25 protein-coding genes and 2 pseudogenes are annotated in these 22,238 nt (G+C 37.0%); 12 read left to right on the top strand and 15 right to left on the bottom strand.

The window, feature by feature from the left end; all coding sequences use genetic code 11:
- Nucleotides 1-21: 21 nt before the first annotated feature.
- The 6 genes from ABE41_RS03320 to ABE41_RS03295 all read left to right on the top strand — a co-directional run bounded on the left by ABE41_RS03320 (nucleotide 22) and on the right by ABE41_RS03295 (nucleotide 5,168).
- A complete protein-coding gene (locus tag ABE41_RS03320; RefSeq protein WP_066286482.1) occupies nucleotides 22-1,383 on the top strand; it encodes an arsenic transporter in 1,362 nt (453 codons plus the stop codon).
- A 41-nt stretch (nucleotides 1,384-1,424) separates the two neighbouring features.
- Nucleotides 1,425-2,075 (top strand): hypothetical protein, encoded by a 651-nt coding sequence (locus ABE41_RS03315; protein WP_066286480.1) that lies wholly within the window; start codon nucleotides 1,425-1,427, stop codon nucleotides 2,073-2,075.
- Nucleotides 2,076-2,235: 160 nt separating this feature from the next.
- Nucleotides 2,236-2,997 carry a GTP cyclohydrolase II gene (locus ABE41_RS03310; protein WP_066286477.1) on the top strand — a complete coding sequence of 254 codons (762 nt, stop codon included), beginning with the start codon at nucleotides 2,236-2,238 and terminating at the stop codon, nucleotides 2,995-2,997.
- Nucleotides 2,984-4,072: a bifunctional diaminohydroxyphosphoribosylaminopyrimidine deaminase/5-amino-6-(5-phosphoribosylamino)uracil reductase RibD gene (ribD, locus tag ABE41_RS03305; protein WP_066286476.1), complete on the top strand. Its 1,089-nt coding sequence runs from the start codon at nucleotides 2,984-2,986 to the stop codon at nucleotides 4,070-4,072. The genes ABE41_RS03310 and ribD overlap by 14 nt, the downstream gene beginning before the upstream one ends.
- A 12-nt stretch (nucleotides 4,073-4,084) precedes the next feature.
- A complete protein-coding gene (locus ABE41_RS03300; RefSeq protein ID WP_066286475.1) occupies nucleotides 4,085-4,663 on the top strand; it encodes a 5' nucleotidase, NT5C type in 579 nt (192 codons plus the stop codon).
- Nucleotides 4,664-4,799: 136 nt separating this feature from the next.
- Nucleotides 4,800-5,168 carry an SET domain-containing protein gene (locus ABE41_RS03295; RefSeq protein ID WP_066286473.1) on the top strand — a complete coding sequence of 123 codons (369 nt, stop codon included), beginning with the start codon at nucleotides 4,800-4,802 and terminating at the stop codon, nucleotides 5,166-5,168.
- Between the two features lie 249 nt (nucleotides 5,169-5,417).
- On the opposite strand, the gene ABE41_RS03290 is transcribed toward ABE41_RS03295, so the two are convergent.
- Nucleotides 5,418-6,668 carry a sensor histidine kinase gene (locus ABE41_RS03290; RefSeq protein ID WP_066286469.1) on the bottom strand — a complete coding sequence of 417 codons (1,251 nt, stop codon included), beginning with the start codon at nucleotides 6,666-6,668 and terminating at the stop codon, nucleotides 5,418-5,420.
- Between the two features lie 135 nt (nucleotides 6,669-6,803).
- Here ABE41_RS03290 and ABE41_RS03285 point away from each other — a divergent pair, with 135 nt between their 5' ends.
- Complete coding sequence (locus tag ABE41_RS03285) at nucleotides 6,804-7,088, top strand: hypothetical protein (RefSeq protein WP_066286468.1); 285 nt, start codon at nucleotides 6,804-6,806, stop codon at nucleotides 7,086-7,088.
- Nucleotides 7,089-7,168: 80 nt separating this feature from the next.
- On the opposite strand, the gene ABE41_RS03280 is transcribed toward ABE41_RS03285, so the two are convergent.
- Nucleotides 7,169-7,993, bottom strand: coding sequence for an STAS domain-containing protein (locus tag ABE41_RS03280; protein ID WP_253805423.1), 825 nt, complete (start codon nucleotides 7,991-7,993; stop codon nucleotides 7,169-7,171).
- A gap of 258 nt (nucleotides 7,994-8,251) precedes the next feature.
- Here ABE41_RS03280 and ABE41_RS03275 point away from each other — a divergent pair, with 258 nt between their 5' ends.
- Nucleotides 8,252-8,560, top strand: coding sequence for a PadR family transcriptional regulator (locus tag ABE41_RS03275; RefSeq protein ID WP_066286465.1), 309 nt, complete (start codon nucleotides 8,252-8,254; stop codon nucleotides 8,558-8,560).
- A gap of 16 nt (nucleotides 8,561-8,576) precedes the next feature.
- Nucleotides 8,577-9,764 carry a chromate transporter gene (locus ABE41_RS03270; RefSeq protein WP_066286463.1) on the top strand — a complete coding sequence of 396 codons (1,188 nt, stop codon included), beginning with the start codon at nucleotides 8,577-8,579 and terminating at the stop codon, nucleotides 9,762-9,764.
- A 111-nt stretch (nucleotides 9,765-9,875) separates the two neighbouring features.
- Here the strand turns inward: ABE41_RS03270 and ABE41_RS21420 are convergent, their stop codons facing one another.
- From ABE41_RS21420 to ABE41_RS03260, 4 genes are all read right to left on the bottom strand, one after another.
- Nucleotides 9,876-10,007 (bottom strand): hypothetical protein, encoded by a 132-nt coding sequence (locus tag ABE41_RS21420; protein ID WP_281249438.1) that lies wholly within the window; start codon nucleotides 10,005-10,007, stop codon nucleotides 9,876-9,878.
- Between the two features lie 28 nt (nucleotides 10,008-10,035).
- Complete coding sequence (locus ABE41_RS03265) at nucleotides 10,036-10,902, bottom strand: permease (RefSeq protein WP_066286461.1); 867 nt, start codon at nucleotides 10,900-10,902, stop codon at nucleotides 10,036-10,038.
- A 20-nt stretch (nucleotides 10,903-10,922) separates the two neighbouring features.
- Nucleotides 10,923-11,090, bottom strand: a complete 168-nt coding sequence (locus ABE41_RS20885) for a hypothetical protein (RefSeq protein WP_156774213.1) — start codon at nucleotides 11,088-11,090, stop codon at nucleotides 10,923-10,925.
- Nucleotides 11,091-11,188: 98 nt separating this feature from the next.
- Nucleotides 11,189-11,524, bottom strand: a complete 336-nt coding sequence (locus ABE41_RS03260; protein WP_066286459.1) for an ArsR/SmtB family transcription factor — start codon at nucleotides 11,522-11,524, stop codon at nucleotides 11,189-11,191.
- 163 nt (nucleotides 11,525-11,687) lie between these two features.
- Here ABE41_RS03260 and ABE41_RS03255 point away from each other — a divergent pair, with 163 nt between their 5' ends.
- On the top strand, nucleotides 11,688-12,281 hold the full coding sequence (locus ABE41_RS03255) for a YdhK family protein (RefSeq protein WP_083207628.1): 594 nt from the start codon (nucleotides 11,688-11,690) through the stop codon (nucleotides 12,279-12,281).
- Nucleotides 12,282-12,318: 37 nt separating this feature from the next.
- On the opposite strand, the gene ABE41_RS03250 is transcribed toward ABE41_RS03255, so the two are convergent.
- The 4 genes from ABE41_RS03250 to ABE41_RS03235 form a co-directional block, all read right to left on the bottom strand.
- Nucleotides 12,319-13,389 carry a sensor histidine kinase gene (locus ABE41_RS03250; protein WP_066286455.1) on the bottom strand — a complete coding sequence of 357 codons (1,071 nt, stop codon included), beginning with the start codon at nucleotides 13,387-13,389 and terminating at the stop codon, nucleotides 12,319-12,321.
- Complete coding sequence (locus ABE41_RS03245) at nucleotides 13,382-14,080, bottom strand: response regulator transcription factor (protein WP_066286454.1); 699 nt, start codon at nucleotides 14,078-14,080, stop codon at nucleotides 13,382-13,384. The genes ABE41_RS03250 and ABE41_RS03245 overlap by 8 nt, the downstream gene beginning before the upstream one ends.
- 110 nt (nucleotides 14,081-14,190) lie before the next feature.
- Nucleotides 14,191-15,483, bottom strand: a complete 1,293-nt coding sequence (locus ABE41_RS03240; RefSeq protein ID WP_066286450.1) for an MFS transporter — start codon at nucleotides 15,481-15,483, stop codon at nucleotides 14,191-14,193.
- A gap of 2 nt (nucleotides 15,484-15,485) precedes the next feature.
- Nucleotides 15,486-15,698 carry a hypothetical protein gene (locus ABE41_RS03235; protein WP_066286449.1) on the bottom strand — a complete coding sequence of 71 codons (213 nt, stop codon included), beginning with the start codon at nucleotides 15,696-15,698 and terminating at the stop codon, nucleotides 15,486-15,488.
- 120 nt (nucleotides 15,699-15,818) lie between these two features.
- On the opposite strand from ABE41_RS03235, the gene ABE41_RS03230 reads away from it, so the two are divergent.
- Nucleotides 15,819-16,709 (top strand): LysR family transcriptional regulator, encoded by an 891-nt coding sequence (locus ABE41_RS03230; RefSeq protein ID WP_066286448.1) that lies wholly within the window; start codon nucleotides 15,819-15,821, stop codon nucleotides 16,707-16,709.
- Nucleotides 16,710-16,866: 157 nt separating this feature from the next.
- Here ABE41_RS03230 and ABE41_RS03225 read toward each other — a convergent pair whose 3' ends face one another.
- On the bottom strand, nucleotides 16,867-17,445 hold the full coding sequence (locus ABE41_RS03225; protein ID WP_066286447.1) for a LysE family transporter: 579 nt from the start codon (nucleotides 17,443-17,445) through the stop codon (nucleotides 16,867-16,869).
- 134 nt (nucleotides 17,446-17,579) lie between these two features.
- Here ABE41_RS03225 and ABE41_RS03220 point away from each other — a divergent pair, with 134 nt between their 5' ends.
- Nucleotides 17,580-18,515: a LysR family transcriptional regulator gene (locus ABE41_RS03220; RefSeq protein WP_066286445.1), complete on the top strand. Its 936-nt coding sequence runs from the start codon at nucleotides 17,580-17,582 to the stop codon at nucleotides 18,513-18,515.
- Between the two features lie 207 nt (nucleotides 18,516-18,722).
- Here the strand turns inward: ABE41_RS03220 and ABE41_RS03215 are convergent, their stop codons facing one another.
- From ABE41_RS03215 to ABE41_RS03200, 4 genes and pseudogenes are all read right to left on the bottom strand, one after another.
- A complete protein-coding gene (locus ABE41_RS03215; RefSeq protein ID WP_066286443.1) occupies nucleotides 18,723-19,670 on the bottom strand; it encodes a nucleoside hydrolase in 948 nt (315 codons plus the stop codon).
- Nucleotides 19,671-19,912: 242 nt separating this feature from the next.
- Nucleotides 19,913-21,267 (bottom strand): annotated as a pseudogene (locus tag ABE41_RS03210) (IS1182 family transposase).
- A 215-nt stretch (nucleotides 21,268-21,482) separates the two neighbouring features.
- Nucleotides 21,483-21,861: pseudogene (locus ABE41_RS03205) on the bottom strand (cupin domain-containing protein).
- A 37-nt stretch (nucleotides 21,862-21,898) separates the two neighbouring features.
- The gene (locus ABE41_RS03200) at nucleotides 21,899-22,108 is read right to left on the bottom strand and encodes a hypothetical protein (RefSeq protein ID WP_066286439.1); all 210 of its coding nucleotides are present in this window, start codon (nucleotides 22,106-22,108) and stop codon (nucleotides 21,899-21,901) included.
- Nucleotides 22,109-22,238: the final 130 nt, after the last annotated feature.

The following is a 22,238-nucleotide window of genomic DNA, read 5'->3' as shown; positions in this document are numbered from 1 at the left end:
AAGAAGGGACGAAGAACGTCAATGAATCTTCACATCATGATTTCCGTTTTCGTCTTCCTTATGACTATGTTAGTTATATTTTGGAGACCAAAAGGCATCAACGAGGCTTGGCCAGCAGCAATCGGAGCCTGTATCATACTTATTACAGGCATAGTGACTCAAGCTGATGTACTTGAAATCCTTCATAAGATTGGCGGAGCATCGATTACCATTATCTCAACCATTGTCATGGCAGTTATTCTTGAAAGCTTTGGTTTTTTTCATTGGTCAGCTTCCCGTCTTGCTATTCTATCTAAAGGATCAGGATACCGTCTATATTGGTACATCCAACTTTTATGTTTTCTAATGACCCTTTTATTTAATAATGACGGAAGTATTTTAATAACCACTCCGATATTAATTCTGCTTCTCAAAAATTTCAGGTTAAAACCTCACCAGCAAATACCCTATCTGTTAACTGGTGCTCTTACTGCAACAGCATCGAGCACTCCAATTGGGGTAAGTAACATTGTAAATCTAATCTCTTTAAAAATAGTAGACATGACCCTTTATATGTATACAGCGATGATGATTGTGCCGGCTACGCTAGGCTTACTATTCATGTCTTATCTGATGTATTTTCTCGTGAAAAAGAGGCTGCCTAAAAAACTTCCTAATTTGACGTATGATATTGAACAATCCTTTTTCACAAAGAAATTCCACCCTCTTAAAGGTACGGTATCTGTTGAAACAAAACGTCAGCGAACAAAGTTCATGCTAAAGATTTTACTGTTTGTTTTACTAATCAGGTGCTCAATCTTTATTGCTTCATACTTTTCTATCCCAATTGAGTTTATTGCAGTCCTAGGTTCATTAGTCCTGTTAATATGGAGATGGTACTATCTCAGAACAAACCCAATCGATATTATAAAGAAAACCCCATGGTACATTTTTATCTTCGCTTTTTCTATGTATGTAATCATCTACGGACTTCATAATACGGGACTAACCGATCTACTCCTGAGAATTTGCACACCGATCGTTGAACAAGGTCTGTTCCAAGCAACCTTATTAATGGGAGGACTGGTTACGATCCTTTCAAACCTCTTTAATAACCACCCTGCATTGCTTATTGGCACCATAACACTTACAGAAATGAATCTGGATCCCATTACTTTAAAAACAATGTATCTGGCTAGTATAGCAGGCAGTGACATCGGTGCATTAATACTCCCGATTGGAACTTTGGCTTCGTTGATATGGATGCATCTTTTAAAACAAAATAAAATTAAAATGAAGTGGAAAGACTATTTGCGGATTTCGTTAATAGCAGTACCTCTTACATTAGCAGTAACACTGATATTGCTATATACATGGGTACATTTTATTTTTATCTTAAGTTAATGTCTGGTAAAACTTATGAATATTTATAGGAGAAGATTAAATTGAATCATTTTAGTCACATGTTAAACAAACAAATAAAACTAAAAATAACCGGACATAGTTTTAAAGGAATACTGACCGATTTTGGAAATGATATTTTAGTACTTTTTGATGGACAAACATTTTTCTATATTCCTCTCTTACATGTCCAAAAGGCAGTCCTTGCTGAAGAGGATAATCAGGAAATTAAACAGCCTGCAGTACTGCCGTTTTCAGAAGATGATGCACCCATTTCATACCGCAGCATCTTAACAAATGCTAAAGGTTTGTACATTCAGATACACGTTTTAGGAAAAAAAACGCTTCACGGAACAATAATTAATATACTAAGTGATTATTTAGTACTTTATTCTCCCGTATATAAACTTATTTATATTCCTCTGGCTCATCTGAAATGGCTGACGCTTTTTGAACAAAATACATCCCCTTACTCTGTTCATTCTGACCTGCCTGATGTACCTTCCCTTAGCCGTTCATTTGAGGAGCAAATAAAGAAATTTGAAGGGAAAATTGCAGTTTTCGATATGGGTGAGGATCAAGATAAAATAGGATTACTCAAAAATCGGAAAGGCAACCTGATTGAATTAATTAACGCTAATGGAGAAACCGTTTATTTTAAGCTGAATCATGTAAAATCGGTGTATATTCCTTAAAAACTATGTTTTTCGATAATAGCTTGAATCACCTTTACACGGAGATTCAATGCTTTTTTTTTCCAATAAGAGCAAAACACTTCTATCAAATGAATTATGTAGTATAAAATAGACCTATACTCGAATTGTTTTATTACGCAAACCTAAAGGGGAAAATAACATGATACAAAGCACTTTCAACGAAAAAGTCCTTTCTATTTTAGAAGATAAAATACAAGTGATTAAAAAGGATGAGGGAGCCATCTATTTAGTCGGACCAATACGCCTTCCTGTTAATTTGTATGGTGAAACGGTTGTGTTCAAATGGTACTGCTGGCTGGAGGGCTGTGAGCAAACCGAAAACTTTGAAGAAATTATTAATAAATTGTCTTCATCAAATCTGGCCGAATATCAGCAATCAAGTGTATTAGTTTACGGTGACTTCGAATACAGCGAAGATGCGCTCATTCGTATGCACTCCATCTGTCATACAGGAGATATTTTCGGCAGCAAGCGCTGTGACTGCGGCTATCAGCTTAAACAGTCAATGAAAATGATCACAGAGCACGGTACAGGCGCTTTATTTTATCTGGCAAACCATGAAGGACGCGGAATTGGACTATTCAGTAAAGCTATGGCTTATGTCCTGCAAGAAAATGGACAAGATACTGTAGAAGCTAATGAAAGCTTAGGTTTTGTTGATGATTCCAGAAACTATGATGATGCGATTGAAGTCTTAAAAGCTTTACGTACAAAACCTGTTACCTTGATTACAAATAATCCTAAAAAACTTGAAGCACTTATGAGAGCCGGATTACCTGTTTCCGGCCGAACTCCTATCTGGGGGGATATCTCTGAATTCAATGAAAAATACCTCCAGACAAAAATCAACCGATCCGGCCACTTAGAAGACGAAGGGACTTTTCCAAATGAGCAGTCATGAATTCTATATGCAGCTCGCTCTTGAGAATGCACTGGCTATGAAAGGTCAAACAGATTCGAACCCTTTAGTAGGTTCAGTGATTGTGAATGATAATCGTATTGTTGGAATAGGAGCACACCTTAAAGCCGGTGAACCTCATGCGGAAATACATGCTTTACGTATGGCCGGTGATAACGCGTTGGGCGGTACCATCTATGTTACACTAGAACCCTGTTCTCATCACGGAAGAACTGGACCATGTGCTGTGGCGATCGCAGAAGCCGGCATAAAAAAAGTAGTCATTGCTGCATTAGACCCTAATCCTCTCGTTTCAGGACGGGGAGTAAAAATTCTAGAAGATGCCGGTATTGAGGTTGAAGTCGGTATACTTGAAGAAAAATCACGTAAAATGAATGAGGTATTCAATAAATTCATCGTAAAGAAACTGCCTTTTGTTACACTTAAGTCCGGAGTAACCCTTGATGGCAAAATAGCAAGCTATTCAAATAACAGCAAATGGATTACATCTTCAGAATCCAGATTAGATGTTCATAAGCTTCGAAATGAGAATCAAGCCATTCTTGTCGGGGTCAACACTGTCATTCATGATGACCCTGAATTAACCGCTAGAATTCCAAACGGACGGAATCCTATTCGGGTGATTATGGATTCAACACTTAAGATCCCATTAGATTCAAAAGTACTTAACGATCATCAAGCTGAAACATGGGTTTTCACTACTGAAAACCATGTTAAAGAAAAGAAAGATCAAATAGAAGAACTTGGAGCTAAAGTATTTATTACAGATAGCCCTCAAGTAGATCCATATCGTGTTCTTGAAATTTTAGGAGAAAACCTGGTCTCTTCCCTCCTTATTGAAGGCGGCGGAACGATAAATGCGGCTTTCCTTGAGAACAAGCTTGTCGATAAAGCTATATTTTATATGGCACCGAAATTGATCGGCGGCAATGAATCCCCTTCATTCTTTGGAGGCAAAGGAATAGAAAAAATGGCAGATGCTATTGAATTGACTGATTTACACGTAACTCCAATCGGTCCTGATTTTAAATTTACCGGTTACCCAAAATACATTTAAGAGGTTTTCCAAATGCGATTAGGTTTCGATATTGACGATACTTTAATAAGTTTACGAGAGCATGCTTTTCATATCTATAATAAAAAGCTAAAACAAGATCTTCCTATTAATGTTTTTCATACGATCAAAACATTAGAGATCCATGAGCCGTTCGGGCTTTCAAAAAAGGAAGGCAATCAATTATGGATCGATTCCATGGAAGAAATCTACTTCAGTGACTGTCCTGCATATCCTGACGCTGTTGAAGTGTTGCAAGAGCTTCATAAACAAGGCCATGAAATTTACTATATTACAGCAAGACCTGCCAAACATTGTGAACAAACAAAAAAGTGGGTAGAAAAAGCCGGTTTTCCTGTGCAGGAAGGCAGGTTCTTTTGTGGTATGAAGGATGAAGAAAAAATACATACCATCAAAGAACTTCATTTAGATTATTATTTTGACGACAAACCAAATGTATTAGAGACTCTTACAAATGAATCTGTACAGCTGTATGTCAGGGACCAATCCTATAATCAGCATATGGAATTTCCTCGATTAACGAATTGGTCGGAATTAAAAGATATTGTTAAAAAACATAATACGAGCAAATAGTGCGCTTCTCTGCGCACTATTTTTTTGCTCAAATATCTTGAATTAGTAGGCACACGCACTTTCTTTAAGTCCCCATTCTTCATACCTTATGATGACATGAATTTTTTTGATGCAGAAGAATGGTGGTGACTAAAAATTGATTGAAATTAAAAAATCTCGATACGGCAGAGGAATTTTTGCTGCACGCACTATTCAAGAAGGCGAATTGATTCACCAGGCACCTGTGATTGTATGCCCCGACAATCAATACTATAAGTTGAAAAAAACTGCATTGCGGAACTATTATTTTAACTGGGGAGAAAATTATGATCATGTAGCGATCGCGCTCGGATATGGGTCATTATTTAACCATTCCTATTCTCCAAATGCAATATTTGAAAATAATTTAAAAAAAGAAACCGTTGATTTCTTTTCGCTCAAAGAAATTGATGCTGGTGAAGAAATTTTTGTGAATTATAATGGCGATCCTGACGACAAAGGACCATTATGGTTCGATGTTTGGTGAATTTTTAAATATAAAAATGCTGTTTTCGCAATCTTTGTTGTTCTTGAGAGTAATTGATTGCCGCTTCTGAATGCTCGCTCTCCGCGGGGCGGGGGCGGGCGGTGAGCCCGCCGGAGTCTCCCACCTTACACTCCAATCAACTTTTCAATGAAGTTATATAATAAAATGACTAAAAGCGACTGTCATTTAGATAACAGCCGATAAAAAGAAACAGCCCGCTTCAGTTCAGAAGCGTGCTGTTTTTACTTTTTAACCAGAGTATGTACAGGGAAATTGAATTGTAAAGGCTGTACCTTTTTTTAGTTCACTCGTAATCTGAACTGTTCCGTTCATTGCTCTTATGACACTAAAAGCCACCATCATTCCAAGACCAGTGCCTTTGGCGCCTTTTGTTGAGTAATAAGGCTCTCCTAAACGATTTATTTGTTCCTTTGTCATGCCTATACCCGTGTCTTTTATTTCTATCGTTACGAGATTATTATCCTGATTTACAGAAATAGATAATTTCCCTCCATGAGGCATAGACTCTATCCCGTTCTTTATTACATTTAACATGCATTGCCTGAATTTTTGCCTGTCGCCTGAAACATATGCCGAGGGTGAAAATTGACCAGAAATCAGTACGGAATGCTGATTTGCTGTAGGGATTAATATAGTAATAATTTGATTAAGCTCTTGCTCGACGTTTAATTCTTCCATAGAATCAATCGTGGGTTTTGAAAATGTTAAATAGTCTTGAATAACTTGTTCTGCAGAATCGAGACCTTCTCTTATTAAACTTAAGTATTCCTTCTGTTTATCAGGATGTATAGATTCCTCTTCTAGAAGCTGAACAAATCCTTTTGATACAGTAAGAGGGTTTCTGATCTCATGAGAAATCGCCGCTCCCATTTGTTCGACAGCTGCTAATTTTTCCGATTTAAACAACTGTTGTCTCATCATCAGATTCGATCTGACAAATTCAATAGTACTCGAAGTGATCAGCATCCCCAGCGGTGGAATAACCAGAAAAGCAAAATAAGCATCAAAACGGTTCAGGTCAATTTTATTGATTTCCATTGTTGCGATAGTTGCTAAACTAGTAATTAAGGTTATACTTACCGAGATGATAATCCTCTGCTTTGGACTCTTCTTCCAAAACAATGGATATACACGCCATAATAGTAAGGCAAGGGGTCCGTATATTAAGATATTTAAAAAGAACCCGGTGTCTAAACCATGCAACCCTCTTAACAAAATGATTGCCAATGACAGAATAGGTCCGATCCCCATGTATAGGCCGCCGATTATCACAGGTACTTCTCTTAAATCAAAACGAGTTGTTTCCGTCAGTTCATAGGCAAGCACTATACACGCCCATATCGCCGCGATGCCGCAAACGATCGCTGCTCTTTTAGAAATTAAAGCCGGATCTTTTCTTTTTAAAGACCAGATGATACATATGAAAATAAAAATGAGTAATAGAGACAAGTTAAATAATAAATGCTGGGTAATTTCCAATCCATTCACCATCCATTAGACCTATTACTGAAAATATTACATTTAGTTCCAAAGAATGACAATAGAATTATTTATTAATACTTTTATTTTCAAAAAATATTTTCCAAATGTTTTATATAATCGGAGGCTATAAAGATGCTGCTTTTCTTATTGCTTTGTTTGATCACAGCTGGACTCATAATTGAAGTCATACAAAAACGAGTTTTAAAAATAAAAGATCCTGACATAAAAGAACTTTGGGCAGAATTAGAAAGCGAAAAATGGTATGAAGAGCTAATCAGTGACCCCAAGTTAAAAGAATGGGTATTACTTGATAAACAAAACGGATTATTAAAAGACCCTTATTATGTCCGCAAAATAATAGAAAGCGAAGGACACCGGGAAGGATTTATCAACTATATAAAAAATAAAGCAAAGTAAAACGGCAAAATATATAGAAAAACAAAAAATAAACCAGCATGCCATGGCATGCTGGTTTTCACCTTTAAACAAATGTTTAATTAAGAATACGATCTAATGCTCTCAATCGCCTGCTTCACGCTAGCGAATGTTTTTATAGAAGTAAAGTCAATCCCCTCTGAAACAGCATTGATCGCCAGTTCTGGACGAAGACCTGTTACAAGTACATCGATTCCTAACAAACCAAGTACTCTGTACACATTAAATATATTTGCAGCTACCTCAGTATCAATAGCAACAATTCCTGAAAAATCTATGATAAGCCGTTCAATATTCATTTCCGGAATTTTTGGCAGTACGCCATTCATTAGATGCTCTGTTCTATCAGTATCAATCGACCCGATTAATGGCAGAACTGCAAGTCCGTCTTGAATAGGTACGATAGGTGTAGACAATTCCCTAAGCTCTTTTTTTGCATTTAATAGAAGCTCCTCTGAACGTCTTTCAAATGCAAGAACCGTCTCATTTAAGCTGACATCGAGCATGTGGTGAACACGTTTAAGGATTAGCACTACGTCTTTTGTACCCAATCCATGTTCCAAACTAATATCCATAATAAAATCTGCAAATACCATTCGAGTGTCAGGGTAACGAATCAGGATATCAGAGATTCTATTATGTTTAGCTGCAGTCTTCTTACCGTTATCTCTGCTCCATTCAACAAGTTTATCTGGAACAGATCCTTCTTTACAGTCAATAGATTCACTCAAGAATTCTAGAAATTCAGCATACACCTTTTTTGCTTGTACAATATCGTTTGGAGGAACTTGAAAACCAAACTTTTTAATAATATCATCAACGATTTTATTAGCTAGAAGGTCAGCGTTTTCTTTTAGATAATTGGCAACCGTTAATGTCGATTCCACTGCTTTCACTCTCCGCATCTATATTAGTTTTAATATATCAGTTTCTTTTTATTGTACCATTAAAAAACCATAAACTGCCTAAACTGTGAAAATAATATAAGGTTTTTTAACACTCTATGGAATCCAGTTCTTTTTCTTTTTGAAAGAATTATTACTATAATGTAAATCTTATAGGTATTCAGTTGAACTTTGAATGAAGACATGTTATCTTGTTTTCGAAAGTCGATATTGAGTTTCGTAATTAAGGAAGGTGACGCAATGGAAGAAAAGGTATTAAGAAAACTTTTCCTTGGATTTATACAAATACACATCTTGCACCACGCAAAAGAACATCCCATTTATGGAGTATGGATGTTAGAGGAGCTAAAAGAGCATGGCTACAATATAAGTACCGGCACCCTCTATCCAATTCTTCACAATATGGAATCAGACGGCCTTTTAAAAAAAGAGGATAAAAATGTAGAAGGTAAAATCAGAAAGTACTACACTTCTACTGAAAAAGGAAATCTAGTGCTTGTTGAAGCAAGAAAAAAAGCTTATGAACTTTTCAAAGAAATTAAAGATTAACTGAGGTGAAAGAGCATTGAAGCATGAACAAAATCGTTTCAAAACATTATTAGAAATACTCCTGATCTCAACCAGGCTTGGCTTAACTTCTTTTGGCGGGCCAATTGCACACTTAGGGTACTTTCACGAAGAATATGTAAGAAAAAGAAAGTGGATGGATGAAAAAAGCTACGCAGATCTTGTTGCACTGTGTCAGTTCTTGCCCGGACCAGCGAGCAGCCAAGTAGGTATAGGAATTGGCGTTATGCGCGGAGGCGTTTTGGGAGGCGTAATTTCTTTTATAGGGTTTACACTGCCTTCGGTTATCGCGCTTATTCTATTTGAACTCGTTTTGGAAGGACTTGATGTTGGCGACCTCAGCTGGATACATGGATTAAAAATTGTTGCTGTCGCAGTTGTTGCACATGCCATTCTAGGCATGGCTGAAAAATTAACTCCTGATTTAAAACGAAAGACCATCGCATTGTTCGCTTTAGTAGTTTCACTTCTCTGGCAAACGGCTTTTTCACAAGTTGGAGTCATTCTTGTTGCTGGAATTATTGGTTTTATCTTGTACCGTCAGCAAGCAGATAGTGAAGATACTGAATTTAAATTTCCTGTCTCACGCACATTTGCAGTCATTTGTTTAACACTGTTCTTTAGTTTGCTTATTCTTTTACCAATAATAAGAGAAGCAACTTCAATCAGCTGGATTGCACTCTTTGACAGCTTTTACCGTTCAGGTTCCTTAGTGTTTGGCGGCGGACATGTTGTCTTGCCATTATTGGAGCGTGAATTTGTTCCAACAGATTGGATTAGTGAAGAAGCATTTTTAGCTGGATACGGTGCTGCACAAGCTGTACCTGGACCTCTATTTACTTTTGCAGCATATCTCGGAGCAGTTATGAACGGATGGCAAGGTGGATTATTAGCAACGTTTGCAATCTTCCTTCCTGCGTTTCTTTTAATCTTGGGTACACTTCCCTTTTGGAATATGCTGCGTCGAAACCCTAAAATTAAAGGAGCATTAATGGGTGTGAATGCGGCTGTTGTCGGGATACTGATTTCAGCATTTTATAACCCAATTTGGACGAGTACGATCTTAAAACCAATTGATTTTGCTTTTGCAGCAGTACTCTTCAGCATGCTGGTTTATTGGAAGCTTCCACCATGGGTTATTGTTGTAACAGGTGCTATTGGCGGATTGTTGATGACCTCATTATAATAAGCAAAAATGCTCAAGCAAAAGAATTTAGAAGAAATTATATGTTAAATTGATGAAACCCTCACACATCAGTGAGGGTTTCAAAATGTTTTAGGTGAACATTCACTCTTTTTAAACACAGCACTTATTATCTTTCTTATCATTTTCACAGCAAGACTCTTCTCCACTCTTAACTTCTTTAATCTCAATGCTGCAGCATTCATTTTCCTTTTTATCGCCTAAAAGTATTTTGATAAAGCTCATCCTCTTCACCTCCTTTCAATAAAGCAATTTAAACAAGATAGAATATGAAACCCGAGACTGTAGACATCGTGATAACTGAGGCTACAAATGTAATGACTAGCTCCTTTTTAAAAATAGATTTTAATAAGACGACCTCTGGTAAACTAGCACCTGCCGAACTGATCATCAAAGCCATAACTGGTCCCAGTGCCATCCCTTTTGCAATCAGTACTTGGGAGATAGGAATCATACTGGAGAGCCTGATGTATAATGGAATTCCCACTATTGCAGCAATCGGGACAATCCACCAATTATCACTTCCAAATGTACCGGCAATCCAGTTTGTTGGTACCAGACTATGAATGATAGCGCCTATTGCTGCTCCTAATATAAGATAAGGATAAACACTCTTCATCAACCCAAGCGTCTCCCGCAGTGCGGCTCTCACGTCAAACTTTTTGGACTCTTCTTTATAGCCTGTCATTACCACGTTTTTCACTGATTTCTCGAATCCAAAAGCTTCTAATGTGAAACCGATTATGACAGAAAAAACTGCGGTTATAATGGTATAGATTATCGTTACTTTCCAGCCAAGAATAACCCCCATTATGGTAATGATTGTTGGGTCCAACACTGGCGATGAGAACAAGAAAACCATTACAATGGAAAACGGCATCTTCTTTTTCAGCATGTTTACGACAACCGGAATGGTAGAGCATGAACAAAAAGGTGTAATGAAGGCAAAGATCAGTGCAAAAACCGCTGCTAGACCTTTGTTCTTACCACTCAAATATTTCTCCACTTTTTCGTATGGAACGTAAGACTGAAGCAGGTTGATAACAAAAGAGATAGCCACAAATAATACGGTGAGTTCTAATGCAATGCTCAAAAAACTTTTAAAGGTTTCTAGCCACATGATTTTCTGCTCCTTTTCAATCAAGCACAGCACACTTGGTTATTTTGAACGGCTGTCTTTCTAGTAAATAAATTTCTAAAAGATAGTTTTTTCTTTTCTTCTATCTGAAGTTTCCAATGTTCGCTGCTCACTTTTTCTAATTCTTTCCGGTGATTTTGCAAGATGTATTCAAGGTAATAATGGTTCATAAACGTATCCTCCTTTTATATCAAAAAAATTTGTTTTATACATCAAAAAAAATTGATGTTTTATTTAAAAATGAAATACTACAAATTGTAGTACTCATTTAACAACAAGATGGCAAGAACACACAGCACAACTGATCAGATAAAAGACCTTTTAGTTCCTTTAGGTTCAAAGAATAATAGTTCCAGGTCCCTCTTTTTTCTTTTTGAATTAAGTCAGCTTCTAATAAAATCTTTAAGTGATACGATAGTTTTGATTGTGGCATATCAATCATCGGTGTCAGATCACATACACATACACTTTCTTTAAGCGCTAGTATATTTATGATCTGGAGCCTCTGCTGATCGGCTAATGCCTTGAATTTTTGTTCATACTTTTCAAAGTCAAGATTTGTTGCTGGATTGATATTGTTTAGTAAAGGTATTTCTTTTTTCATTTTTAACCACCCCTAACATCAAAATTATTTGATGTAATTTCATTATATCCTTTATTTTCTAATTTGCAACTATTAAATCAAAAAAAATTGATTTTGTTTCTCTTCACAACTTCTTCATATTTGCTTTTTATAATAAAACAGTATTGAAGTTATTAACACTTTAATGGGCAACCTATTAACAGAAGGAGGATTAAAAATGAAGCTAAAGAACAATCTATTCTTAACATTGCTGCTTGCATTCTCCCTTACTCTTGCGGCTTGTGGCAACGACAAAAATAAAAATCAAAAAGAAGAAACACACGAAGGAACGGAACATGGCAAAATGGATCATTCAGGGTCTGGTGAAGTGCCTAAAGGTTTAAAAGAAGCTAAAGATCCTGCTTTTCCAGTTGATAGCAAGGCTATCATTAAAGCCGATCACATGAAAGGCATGGATGGAGCTGAAGCAACGATTGTTGGAGCTTATGATACTACTGTTTATACGGTATCTTACACACCCACAACTGGCGGAAAAAAAGTAACTGATCATAAATGGGTTATACATGAAGAGCTTAAGGATGCTGAGGATCCACCCTTAAAGCCAGGAGCTGAAGTTACACTTAACGCTGACCATATGAAAGGGATGAAAGGTGCTAAGGCAACTATAGATTCGGCAGAAAAAACGACTGTTTATATGGTTGATTACACACCAACAACTGGCGGTGAAAAAGTAACAAACCATAAATGGGTAACAGAAAGCGAATTATCAGCTGAATAATAAGCGCAAAAAAAGTCTCCAGCGCTGGAGACTTTTTTTATTTAGAAAAACGAATATGGACTTCAGTACCTTTACCAAGTTCACTTTCAATCCATATTTGGCCATCATGAGCTTCTACAATCCTCTTAACAATAGTCAAACCAATTCCGCTTCCGCCATATTCTCTATTTCTAGACTTCTCACTTCTATAAAAACGTTCAAACACTTGTTCGACTTCATCTTTCGGAATTCCTTTACCTGTATCCTTTACCGTAACATGAACAAGATCGGGTACTTCCGCAGCTGTAACTGTTACGTACCCGCCAGCAGGAGTGTAGGTTAATGCATTGCTTAAAAGATTGATAAACACCTGAGTCATACGCTTTGCATCCACACTTAATTCAATGGGAGCGTTAGAACTGCTTTCAAGCCTTACACCTTTCTGTACATATGTGGCTGATACTGCGTCGATGCTTTTGTCTATAACTTTGTTTAAGTCCTCTTTCTTAAGCTCAAGGACAGATTGCGGAGATTCCATTTCGGTAAGGTGTTCAAGATCTTGTACTAATAGTATCAGCCGCTCTATTTCTTCTTTAAGCGAGTGAATCCTCTCAGGCGTTGGCTGAAAAACACCGTCCTCAAAGGCTTCTAGATGACTTTTGATGGTTGCGAGAGGCGTTCGTAACTCATGGGCAATGTCTGAAGTCATATTTTTTCGAGCTGATTCTTGCCGTTGAAGTTGAGAAGCTAACTGGTTTAGAGACATACCGAGTTCATTCAATTCATCGTTTCCTAATGTTTTAACTCTTGCCTGAAGGTCTCCCCTTGCCATTTTTTCTGCTGCTTTTCTCATTAAGATGAGCGGTTTTGATAGGTTTTTCGCAACAAAATAACTAATGATGCAGACTAAGGGAATTGCTCCAATTGAAGTCCAAATTATAGAGCTTAACAGTGCTCTTTCGAAATGGTGTGTCAACGGACTTATACTATTAAAATCAGGTACATCTTCTTTAAACATATTTAAATGATAATGTACTTCCAGTATGATAATAATGCTTGCAATAATAAGAATAGATGAAGCAGCAAACACAAAACTAATCGTTAATCTTGCATGAAGCCCTCTAAACATGAGAACCCCCTCCTGTAAACTTATATCCCATTGCAAAAACGGTAACGATATATTGGGGTGCTTTCGGGTTGCTTTCAATCTTGTGACGCAGGTTCTTCACATGCTGATCGATCGTTCGTGTACCGCCTTCATAATCAAATCCCAGAATCTTTTCGATCAATTCATCTCTAGAGAAAATACGGTTTGGATGTCTTGCAAAAGTAATCAGCAATTTATATTCATTTGGAGTAAGGTTGATTAACCGTCCCTTAACATGAACCTCTTGTTTATCAGCCGCTATCTTCAGTTCACCATCGTTATATGTAATCTGTTCAGCTAATAATTCTCCATCCCCTGAACGTCGTAAAATGGTTTTCACTCTCAAAACAAGCTCACGGGAACTAAACGGTTTTATCATATAATCATCTGCACCAATTGATAATCCTTTGATTCGATCTTCTTCATTTATTTTTGCAGTCAGCATAAGGATCGGAACACTGAATCGCCTCCGTATCTCTTGGCAAATTTCTTCTCCGCTCATATCCGGCAGCATTAAATCAAGTACTACAAGATCTACATTTTCAGCAGAAATATTGTGAAGAGCATCTTTTCCGTTAGACGCTTCCAGAGTTCGAAATCCATCTTTCTTTAAATAAGAAGAGACCACTTCCCGTAATTTTGGTTCATCATCAACAATTAAAATGGTTTTCATTTAATGTCTCCTCCAAGTTTTATTTACCCATATTATACATAAGCATAGCAAAAAGCACGCCAGTAGCGTGCTTCTTGTAGGCAAATTTAAACACTTGTTTAAGTTCATAGTCACCTTTGATTAATTTTCTGTCTTAGAGTCCCGCGATAATTAACCACAACGGGAATCAGCAAGAGTGCCAATACTCCCCCAGCAAATGATAATGCTGCATAACTAGAGTAAGCAACAATCATTCCAGACATAGCTCCACCAGTAGCTCCCGCTAATGCTATCAATACATCAATCGTGCCTTGAGTTTTAGCTCGGGTAGAAGACTGTGTAGAATCCACTAATATAGTAGTACCGCTAATCAATCCGAAATTCCAGCCTAGTCCTAGTAAAGATAGAGCAATTATTAGAAAAAACATAGAGTCACCCGGTGCGATTGCGGCTATTACACCCGCGAGAAGCAATGTGATTCCTGAAGCAATAACCATCGCAGTACGGCCAATTTTATCAACTAGGACACCCGTAACGAGTGAAGGCAGATACATCGAACCGATATGAACACCAATAACTAGACCTATTTCGCTAAGTCCGTGTCCGTGATGTTTCATATGAACTGGAGTCATCGTCATTATTGCAATCATCACAAGCTGTGTAAGAATCATGACAGCCGCACCGATTGCAATGCCTCTTTTATTGTTGTATTGATTACTTTTAGTTAAAGATCCTTCAAAGACTTGTTCGCTTAAACTAGCTTCCATCATTTTTACGAACAAGAAAGGATCTGGACGAAGCATAAGGAAAATAATAAGTCCAGCTATTATAAATGCCGTTCCCGATAAGATGAAAGGTCCTGCAAGAGCTGGAACACCAATTGATATAGCAAAATCCCCCATCACACCAACTAAATTAGGACCTGCAAAAGCACCAACTGTTGTTGAAACTAAAATAATACTAATCGCTGTCGCACGCTGGTTTTCATGTGCTAAATCAGTACCTGCATAACGAGCTTGTAAATTTGTAGCTGTACCCGCACCGTATATAAATAAAGAAACAAATAAAAGCAAAATGCTGTTTGTTATAGCAGCTATAACAACACCTAATGCTCCCAGACCCCCTGCCAAAAATCCAATTGTTAACCCTGTTCGGCGTCCATACCGTTGAGAAAGACGCCCCACTATAAACGCAGCTGCTGCTGAGCCGATTGTGAAAAGGGCAGCAGGCAAACCTGAAAATGCATCTGTCCCCATCATTTGCTGTGCAAGAAGTGCACCAACAGTAATTCCAGCAGCGAGTCCTGCCCCACCAAAGATTTGTGAAATACTTACAACTAATAATGTTCTCTTATATATCTGTTTTAATTTTTCAGATGAAAGGCTGTTTCTCTGATCAAATACTTCTATTTTGTCACTTAGCATGCTTATACATCCCCTGTCTTAATGCAAGCAATCTTAACAACGTCTTTCGCAAGTGCTATATGCTCTTCTTTTACTTTTAGAAGGATGCAGGATGAAGATATTTCAAGTTTAAAGGGAATTCCCCATTTACTTAATAATTGTTGTACCTTAAATGACTCACCAGAACTTATCGTTAAATGGACTAAATATATTGGGTTTCTTTTAAACCAAGACATAAGATCCTCTCCCGAATAAGTTACCTTTCTTCCATTCTATTCTTAATTGAAATATAATAAAAATGCATATTTGTAATACCCTCTATACGGTTACGTTATAGAAGAAAGAGAGGATGATCCATGGATTTTTATCAGCTTAAAACGTTTTATCATGTTGCAAAGCAAAAAAGTTTTACACGAGCTGCAAATGAACTCTCCATCAGTCAACCAGCTGTTTCAAGACAAATAGAATCAATGGAACAGAAGTTTGGATTAACCCTTTTCCATCGTGTAGGAAGGGAGATTAAACTGACCGACTCTGGATTGGTTTTGTTCGAAATGGCAGAAAAAATTCTCTCTTTAGTAGGCAAAACGGAGTCTGTTATGGAAGGAATGAAAAATCTAGAAAGTGGATCAATCGTGGTTGGAGCTAGTACTACAATCGGGAACTACTTGATGGCTCCGATTGTCATCAACTTTATGAAAAAATATCCAGGTGTAAGCATTAAATTAGAAATCCAGCCAACGGATGAAATTCTATTTAAAGTTAAAAACAATTTACTTGATATAGCCATTATCCCTGAAGTACCTGTAATTACATCGGTAATCAACGAGATTCTGCTGCAAGATGAGATCGTCTTGATCGCAAGGAAGAATCACCCCCTTACCAAGCAGAAAAATTTAAGACTTGAAGACATAATGAATGAGAAGTTCGTAATGAGAGGGCAAGATTCAAACACACGTAAAACTATTGAAAAACACCTTAGACAACACGAGGTTTCTCTTCAAAAATATATTGAACTAGACTCAACTGAAGCGATCAAACAAGCAGTTTTAACCGGAGAATACATTAGTTTTGTTTCTAAAAGAACCATTCAAATGGAAACAAAGTTTGGAGAGATTCAAGTATTAGAAGGAAAAGACTTAAAGGTTCTTAGAAACTTTCATATTGTCCGGCATAAAGAGACCTTCCCCAGTCCTGCGGCAGATGCCTTTATACGATTTATTAATCATGACTCCTGTGTTATTTAAGCTCAATTCCCTTAGGGTTCGAGAGATTCTCAGCTGTAGGCATAGTAAATGTTTACAGCTGAAAGCAAGCATCATCCTTTTCCCTAACTCTTTTTATACATTTGTTTAATTTGATAAAACTACTAGTTTATATTCACCTCTAACATCTCATTAATTATCACAGAAAAATCGTAACCGCAGAGTAAATTAATAACGAACACATTACTAACCGAAATGACTTTTCATGTTTGGCAAAAATTTTTTTAAACATTGATCCAAACCCTGTCCACAAAAGCAATGCTAACCATCCTAGAAAAATGGCCAATGCTAAATAGATAATTACGTTTTTAAGAGAATCATTAAACGGTAAAATAAAAGCACTCATCAATGTTAAAAAGAACAAAATGCTTTTAACATTTATAATTTGGAAGATAAAACCTGATAAAAAGGAAGATTGCACATCTCTTAAATTCTCCTTGGCACTATTTGATAGACCCACCTGCCAAGCCATGTAGAGTAGATATACTGCACCAGCAAATTTCAAATATGGCTCTAAAAAGGGAATTACATTATAAAGACTAGCTGTAAATACTCCACTCAAAATCCCAAGTACGGCAAATCCTGCCAAGATGCCGCTAATAAACCTCCATGAACCTTTAAGTCCAAACCTCCTCGCCTCATTCATTATCAAGATGTTACTTGGTCCAGGTGTAATGGATGTAATAATTACATACGAAAAAAACGCTGCTATACTCATAGACTCACCTTCATTTAATTAATTTACTATCGAATAGCCTTTATTGTATGATGACCATAAGTATAAATAAAATTGAAATTGAAAAATCCATTATCATTTTTTTCGATACAACTTACACCTTAAGGAGAGACGATATGGAAATTAGACATCTGAAAACGTTTCTGACTATTGTAGAAATAGGAACTTATACAGGAGCGGCCTTGAAGTTAGGCTATACTCAATCTACTATCACTTCACATATTCAAGCGCTTGAAGAGGAGATCGGTGGAGAGCTTTTTACTTATATAAAAAGAAATTTACAGCTTACTCATATAGGTAGAGAGTTAATATCTTTAGCGGAAGATTTACTTTCTACTCACGAACAGATCAAGAATATGCGAAGCACCAACGAAGTTAATGGAGTTATAAAAGTGGCTGCACCAGAGTCTTTAACAATCTCTAGGCTTGGTCAAATAATAAAGGAATATTCCTTAAAATATCCTAATGTCAAATTAATATTAACCAACGGGACATGTGGGCAAAACCAAATTGACTTAATGAGTGGACGGGTAGATGTTGCATTCATGGTCTATCCTGAAATCGAACTAGAAAAATGCATTCATTATTCTTTAGCAGAAGAGAAAATTGTCATTGTAAGTAGTAATGACGGTCCAAACCATTTTGACAATTACAAAAAAAGTAAATTCAATCATTTTTTCATAACAAATGAAGAAGGCTGCAGTTATAGAACAATGTTTGAAAGATACCTTTTAAAGCATGGCATGCACAATAACTTTCAAACTATGGAGCTATGGAGTATAGAAGCAATCAAACAGATTGTAATGAGTGGACTTGGATTTGCTGCGTTGCCTTACATTACAGTTAAAAATGAAGTTGAGAATGGAAAGTTAAAAGTATTAACTCATTCTGAAAAATTCGAACCCATTTATTCTCATATGTTGATTAAAAAGAAAAAGTGGTTATCTCCAGCAGTAGAAGCTTTTGTAGAACTTGTTTTAAATTCGATTATTGAAACTAAAAAAGGAGTGACATGTCGAATTCAAGAAATGGAATCAGCCCAACAAAGCTAACGAAAATATCAACAAAGACAACAAAAGCACGCCAGGGCGTGCTTTTTCTTATGCAAAAATTAAACATTTGTTTAATTTTTATCCCCCATCAATTATTTGTGACATTTCTTCAAATGCTGTTGTGCCGTATACACTTTTAAAGGGTTTATTTATTATTGTTCTTCAGGTAATAATGCACATAAATTATGTTTTAATCGAAAATAACACTCACCTCCTAGTTAAGAGGGTATCCATAATGCTTTGTTTAAAGGCTTCATAATTAAAAGAAAAAGCGACGCTATGGGTTCTATACTCTGGGTTTGTTGTAAAACGAAAGTCAGCAATGCTTTGACCAAAACCTTCCCCTCTGTCGGGTATAACTTTTATTGGTACTCTCGAAACGTTCACAAATTCTGGATGCAACATAAACCATATCGTCATAAAATCATGCATAGGACTTCCTTTAATACCTGGGTTTGATTTAGAGTAAAAATTATAATAGTAGTCCAACATTGGTTTGATCATGAGTCCTGCGGGATCCTGAGTATTCTGATGGAATCTATCAATCGTTTGAACCATTTCGGGAGTAACGAGTGCGTTTTGTGTAATGTTTAATGGAATGATCGTCAAATTTCTAGCATGGAGCAAGACTAGATTTGCTGCATAGGGGTCAGAGTAAAAATTGGCTTCTGCTACGGCTGTTACATTCCCTGGATAGAAGAACGCTCCTCCCATGCAAATATACTCCTTTACTTTTTTCATCTTTTCTAAATTAAGGATAAATGTAGTTGCTAACGAAGATAATCTTCCAAGGTTGATGATTGTGAGGTCCTCTATATCTTCATCTATTATCTGATAAATATCATTAATAGGGAATACTGGGTAAGGAATATCTGGAGGAATGATTGGTCCTAAGCCCGCTTCTCCATGTACTTCAGGAAAAAACTGAACCGAAATGCCAGTTAGTGGAACAGATGCACCGAGAAATACTGGAATTTTTTCTTGTCCCATAATGTACTTTATATAATTAATATTCCTAATTGCATTTGTTCTCGATACGTTCCCATAATCAGCAACTATCCCCAATATTTTTACGTCTTTACGGAAAAAGGCATAAATAAGAGCAAAAGCATCATCTATTCCCAAATCTGTAAAAAGAAGAACCTTTTTGGGCATACACATTCCTCCTTATCTGAAAATGTATATGACACAAGTTATAATTAAAAGAACAATATCATGAAAACAATATGATATCTGAATTTATAACTAGCTATATTTAATACGATATTGTTAGACCAAGGAATAACAAAAAGCACGCTATCTGCGTGCTTCAGAACGTAGACAAACCCCATCTCAAATTGATTTGAGATGGGGTTTGTTCATTTTTTCTAGGTTTTCCAAAGGAATTCTAGCTTAACTTACACTGGACATGGACCTCGCCATGTCCAGTTTGCCAGTTTTTTAAGATTCATGGCAGCGAAAGTAAGCATCGCGTGCGCGGAAACTTTTTTAAGCCCTCTCAGCTTCGTCCAACGCATACCATGCTTTTCTTTTGCATCAGCGAAGACACGTTCAATCGTTTCTTTTCGCTGTGCATATATTTTTTTATTCTCCTCCGTATGACGAAGGTGATCGGCTTCCTCCAAGTACTCCTCCCAGATGTGCCGGTGGATCATCTTGATGTGCTGTTTACTCTGCGTACATTGAGAAAGCAAAGGACACTGTTTGCACTTCAAAGGATTGGAAGCGTATTGACGATAGCCCTCGCGGGTCGTCGTTCTATAGGGTAACGTTTCGCCTTGCGGACATATGTATTGATCGTAATGTTCATCGTAAACATATTCGTACTTCTTCATGTATCCATCTTTGGTTTTCGGTCGTGTGTAAGGCATTACTGGGCGAATTTCCTGGTCCATCAAAAACTTGGCAATCGGCGGTGTTTTATATCCTGCATCTACAGCTAAGGCGTTCGGTTTTCCTACGTTTTCTAACAACTGATTTACAAGTGGCTCGAGCATTCTACTGTCATGAACATTGGCTCCGGTGACGAGACTTCCAAGAATAAAACCTCTTGAATCACTGGCGGTGTGAAAAGAGTACGCAAACAGCTTTTCCCGTTCGTCCTTTACATAGTAGCCACTCTCCGGATCCGTAGTGCTCACTTTAACTTCTTTCGTATCTTCTTTTGTTTGAGGGGTTAGTGCTTTTTTCCGTGTGCCTCACGGTCGATATTGATTTCTTCTTCAAGTTTGTTTTGATAGCTGCGCGTTTCCACACGTACTATCTTCTTATCAAACTTCTTCTTATTGGCATTGGCTTTCACATGCGTGGAATCGATAAAAGCAATAGTGGGATCAACCAGACCATAATTCGTAGCTTCACGTAGAATCCGATAGAAGATCTGTTCGAAAAGATCACTATCATGGAAACGACGTGCGTAATTCTTCCCGAACGTTGAAAAATGAGGTATCTTCTCGCTGAAGTCATAGCCTAAAAACCAACGATAAGCGACATTCGTTTCAATCTCTTTTATCGTTTGGCGCATTGATCGAATACCAAATAAATATTGAAGGAGCACCATTTTGACTAAAACAACAGGGTCCACGCTCGGTCTGCCATTATCCAAAGAATATGTATGTTTTACGGCATCATAAATAAAGTCAAAATCCATGACTTGATCAATTTTTCGTACCAAATGATCCTGAGGTACAAGCTCGTCAAGAGCTGCTAGAGTAACTTGGTGACGTCCTTCAGTAGAATGCTTAGATAACATGTAAATTTCTCCCCTCAAACATTATCTAATTTAATTCTACAATAAAAAAAGCTTGTAGACATCTGACTTTGTCTACAAGCTGAAGCACGCTATCTGCGTGCTTTTTTCGATTAGTTTTTAAACGCTTGTTTAAATTTAGAGATACTTCCGATGGACAGCGCTTATGCATTATTGTTTTTCCTTTCCTATCGATCTACAATTAGATGGTGTTATATTTATAATTTGCTATACCATTCATCATTGACAGGCTCTAACCAATCGGTTTCTCCTGGTGTCATTGCTAAATGTACAAACCAGCTGTTTTTTGTCGCTCCATGCCATGTTTTACATTCGCCGGAATATTCACTACATCGCCTGTTTTAAGTAATTGCGCTGGTTTTTCTTCTTCTTGATACCATCCTTCCCCCCGGTGACTAACAAAACTTGTCCAGCTTTATGAGAGTGCCAGTTATTGCGGGATCCAGGCGCAAATGTTACATTCCCCATTGAAGTGTTGAGTGGTGTTGGATCAGTAAACACCATTTGTAAATATGCATCACCAATAAAGTTTGCATGAACTTTTTGTCCCAACGGGAAAATTGTGCTATTTTTCATATTTCAGTTCCTACTTTCTTTTAATTACAATCTAACCCTAATTTGTTGATATTTTATAAGAAGGTGACTGATTAATCTCATCTACATCAATAGTTTCAGTTTTATACAATAAAATAATGTCATAGCGGTTCATCATAGGAGTCTTATCAATTAATTTTTGATCGTAAAATGGATTGGTACCCGTAAACTTGATATTTAATACTTCTTCTATGTACCTCTCTCCTGGGACTTCCTCATAAATACCCATTGAGCTAATCTGCGCGCCACTCGTTGAAAAAGAAGAATGCCAGTAGCAAGACCGCTGACATGACAAGAGGCGAATAAGGCATTTCGTTTGTAAGTTATTTTCCGTTTGATGTCACTCACGTTGAAGGAAC

Origin of the sequence: Fictibacillus arsenicus, assembly GCF_001642935.1 — a bacterium.
GTDB classification, from domain to species: Bacteria; Bacillota; Bacilli; order Bacillales; family Fictibacillaceae; genus Fictibacillus; species Fictibacillus arsenicus_B.
The sequence above is the reverse complement of the archived record's forward strand: the minus strand, read 5'-3'. Positions and strand labels throughout refer to the sequence as shown.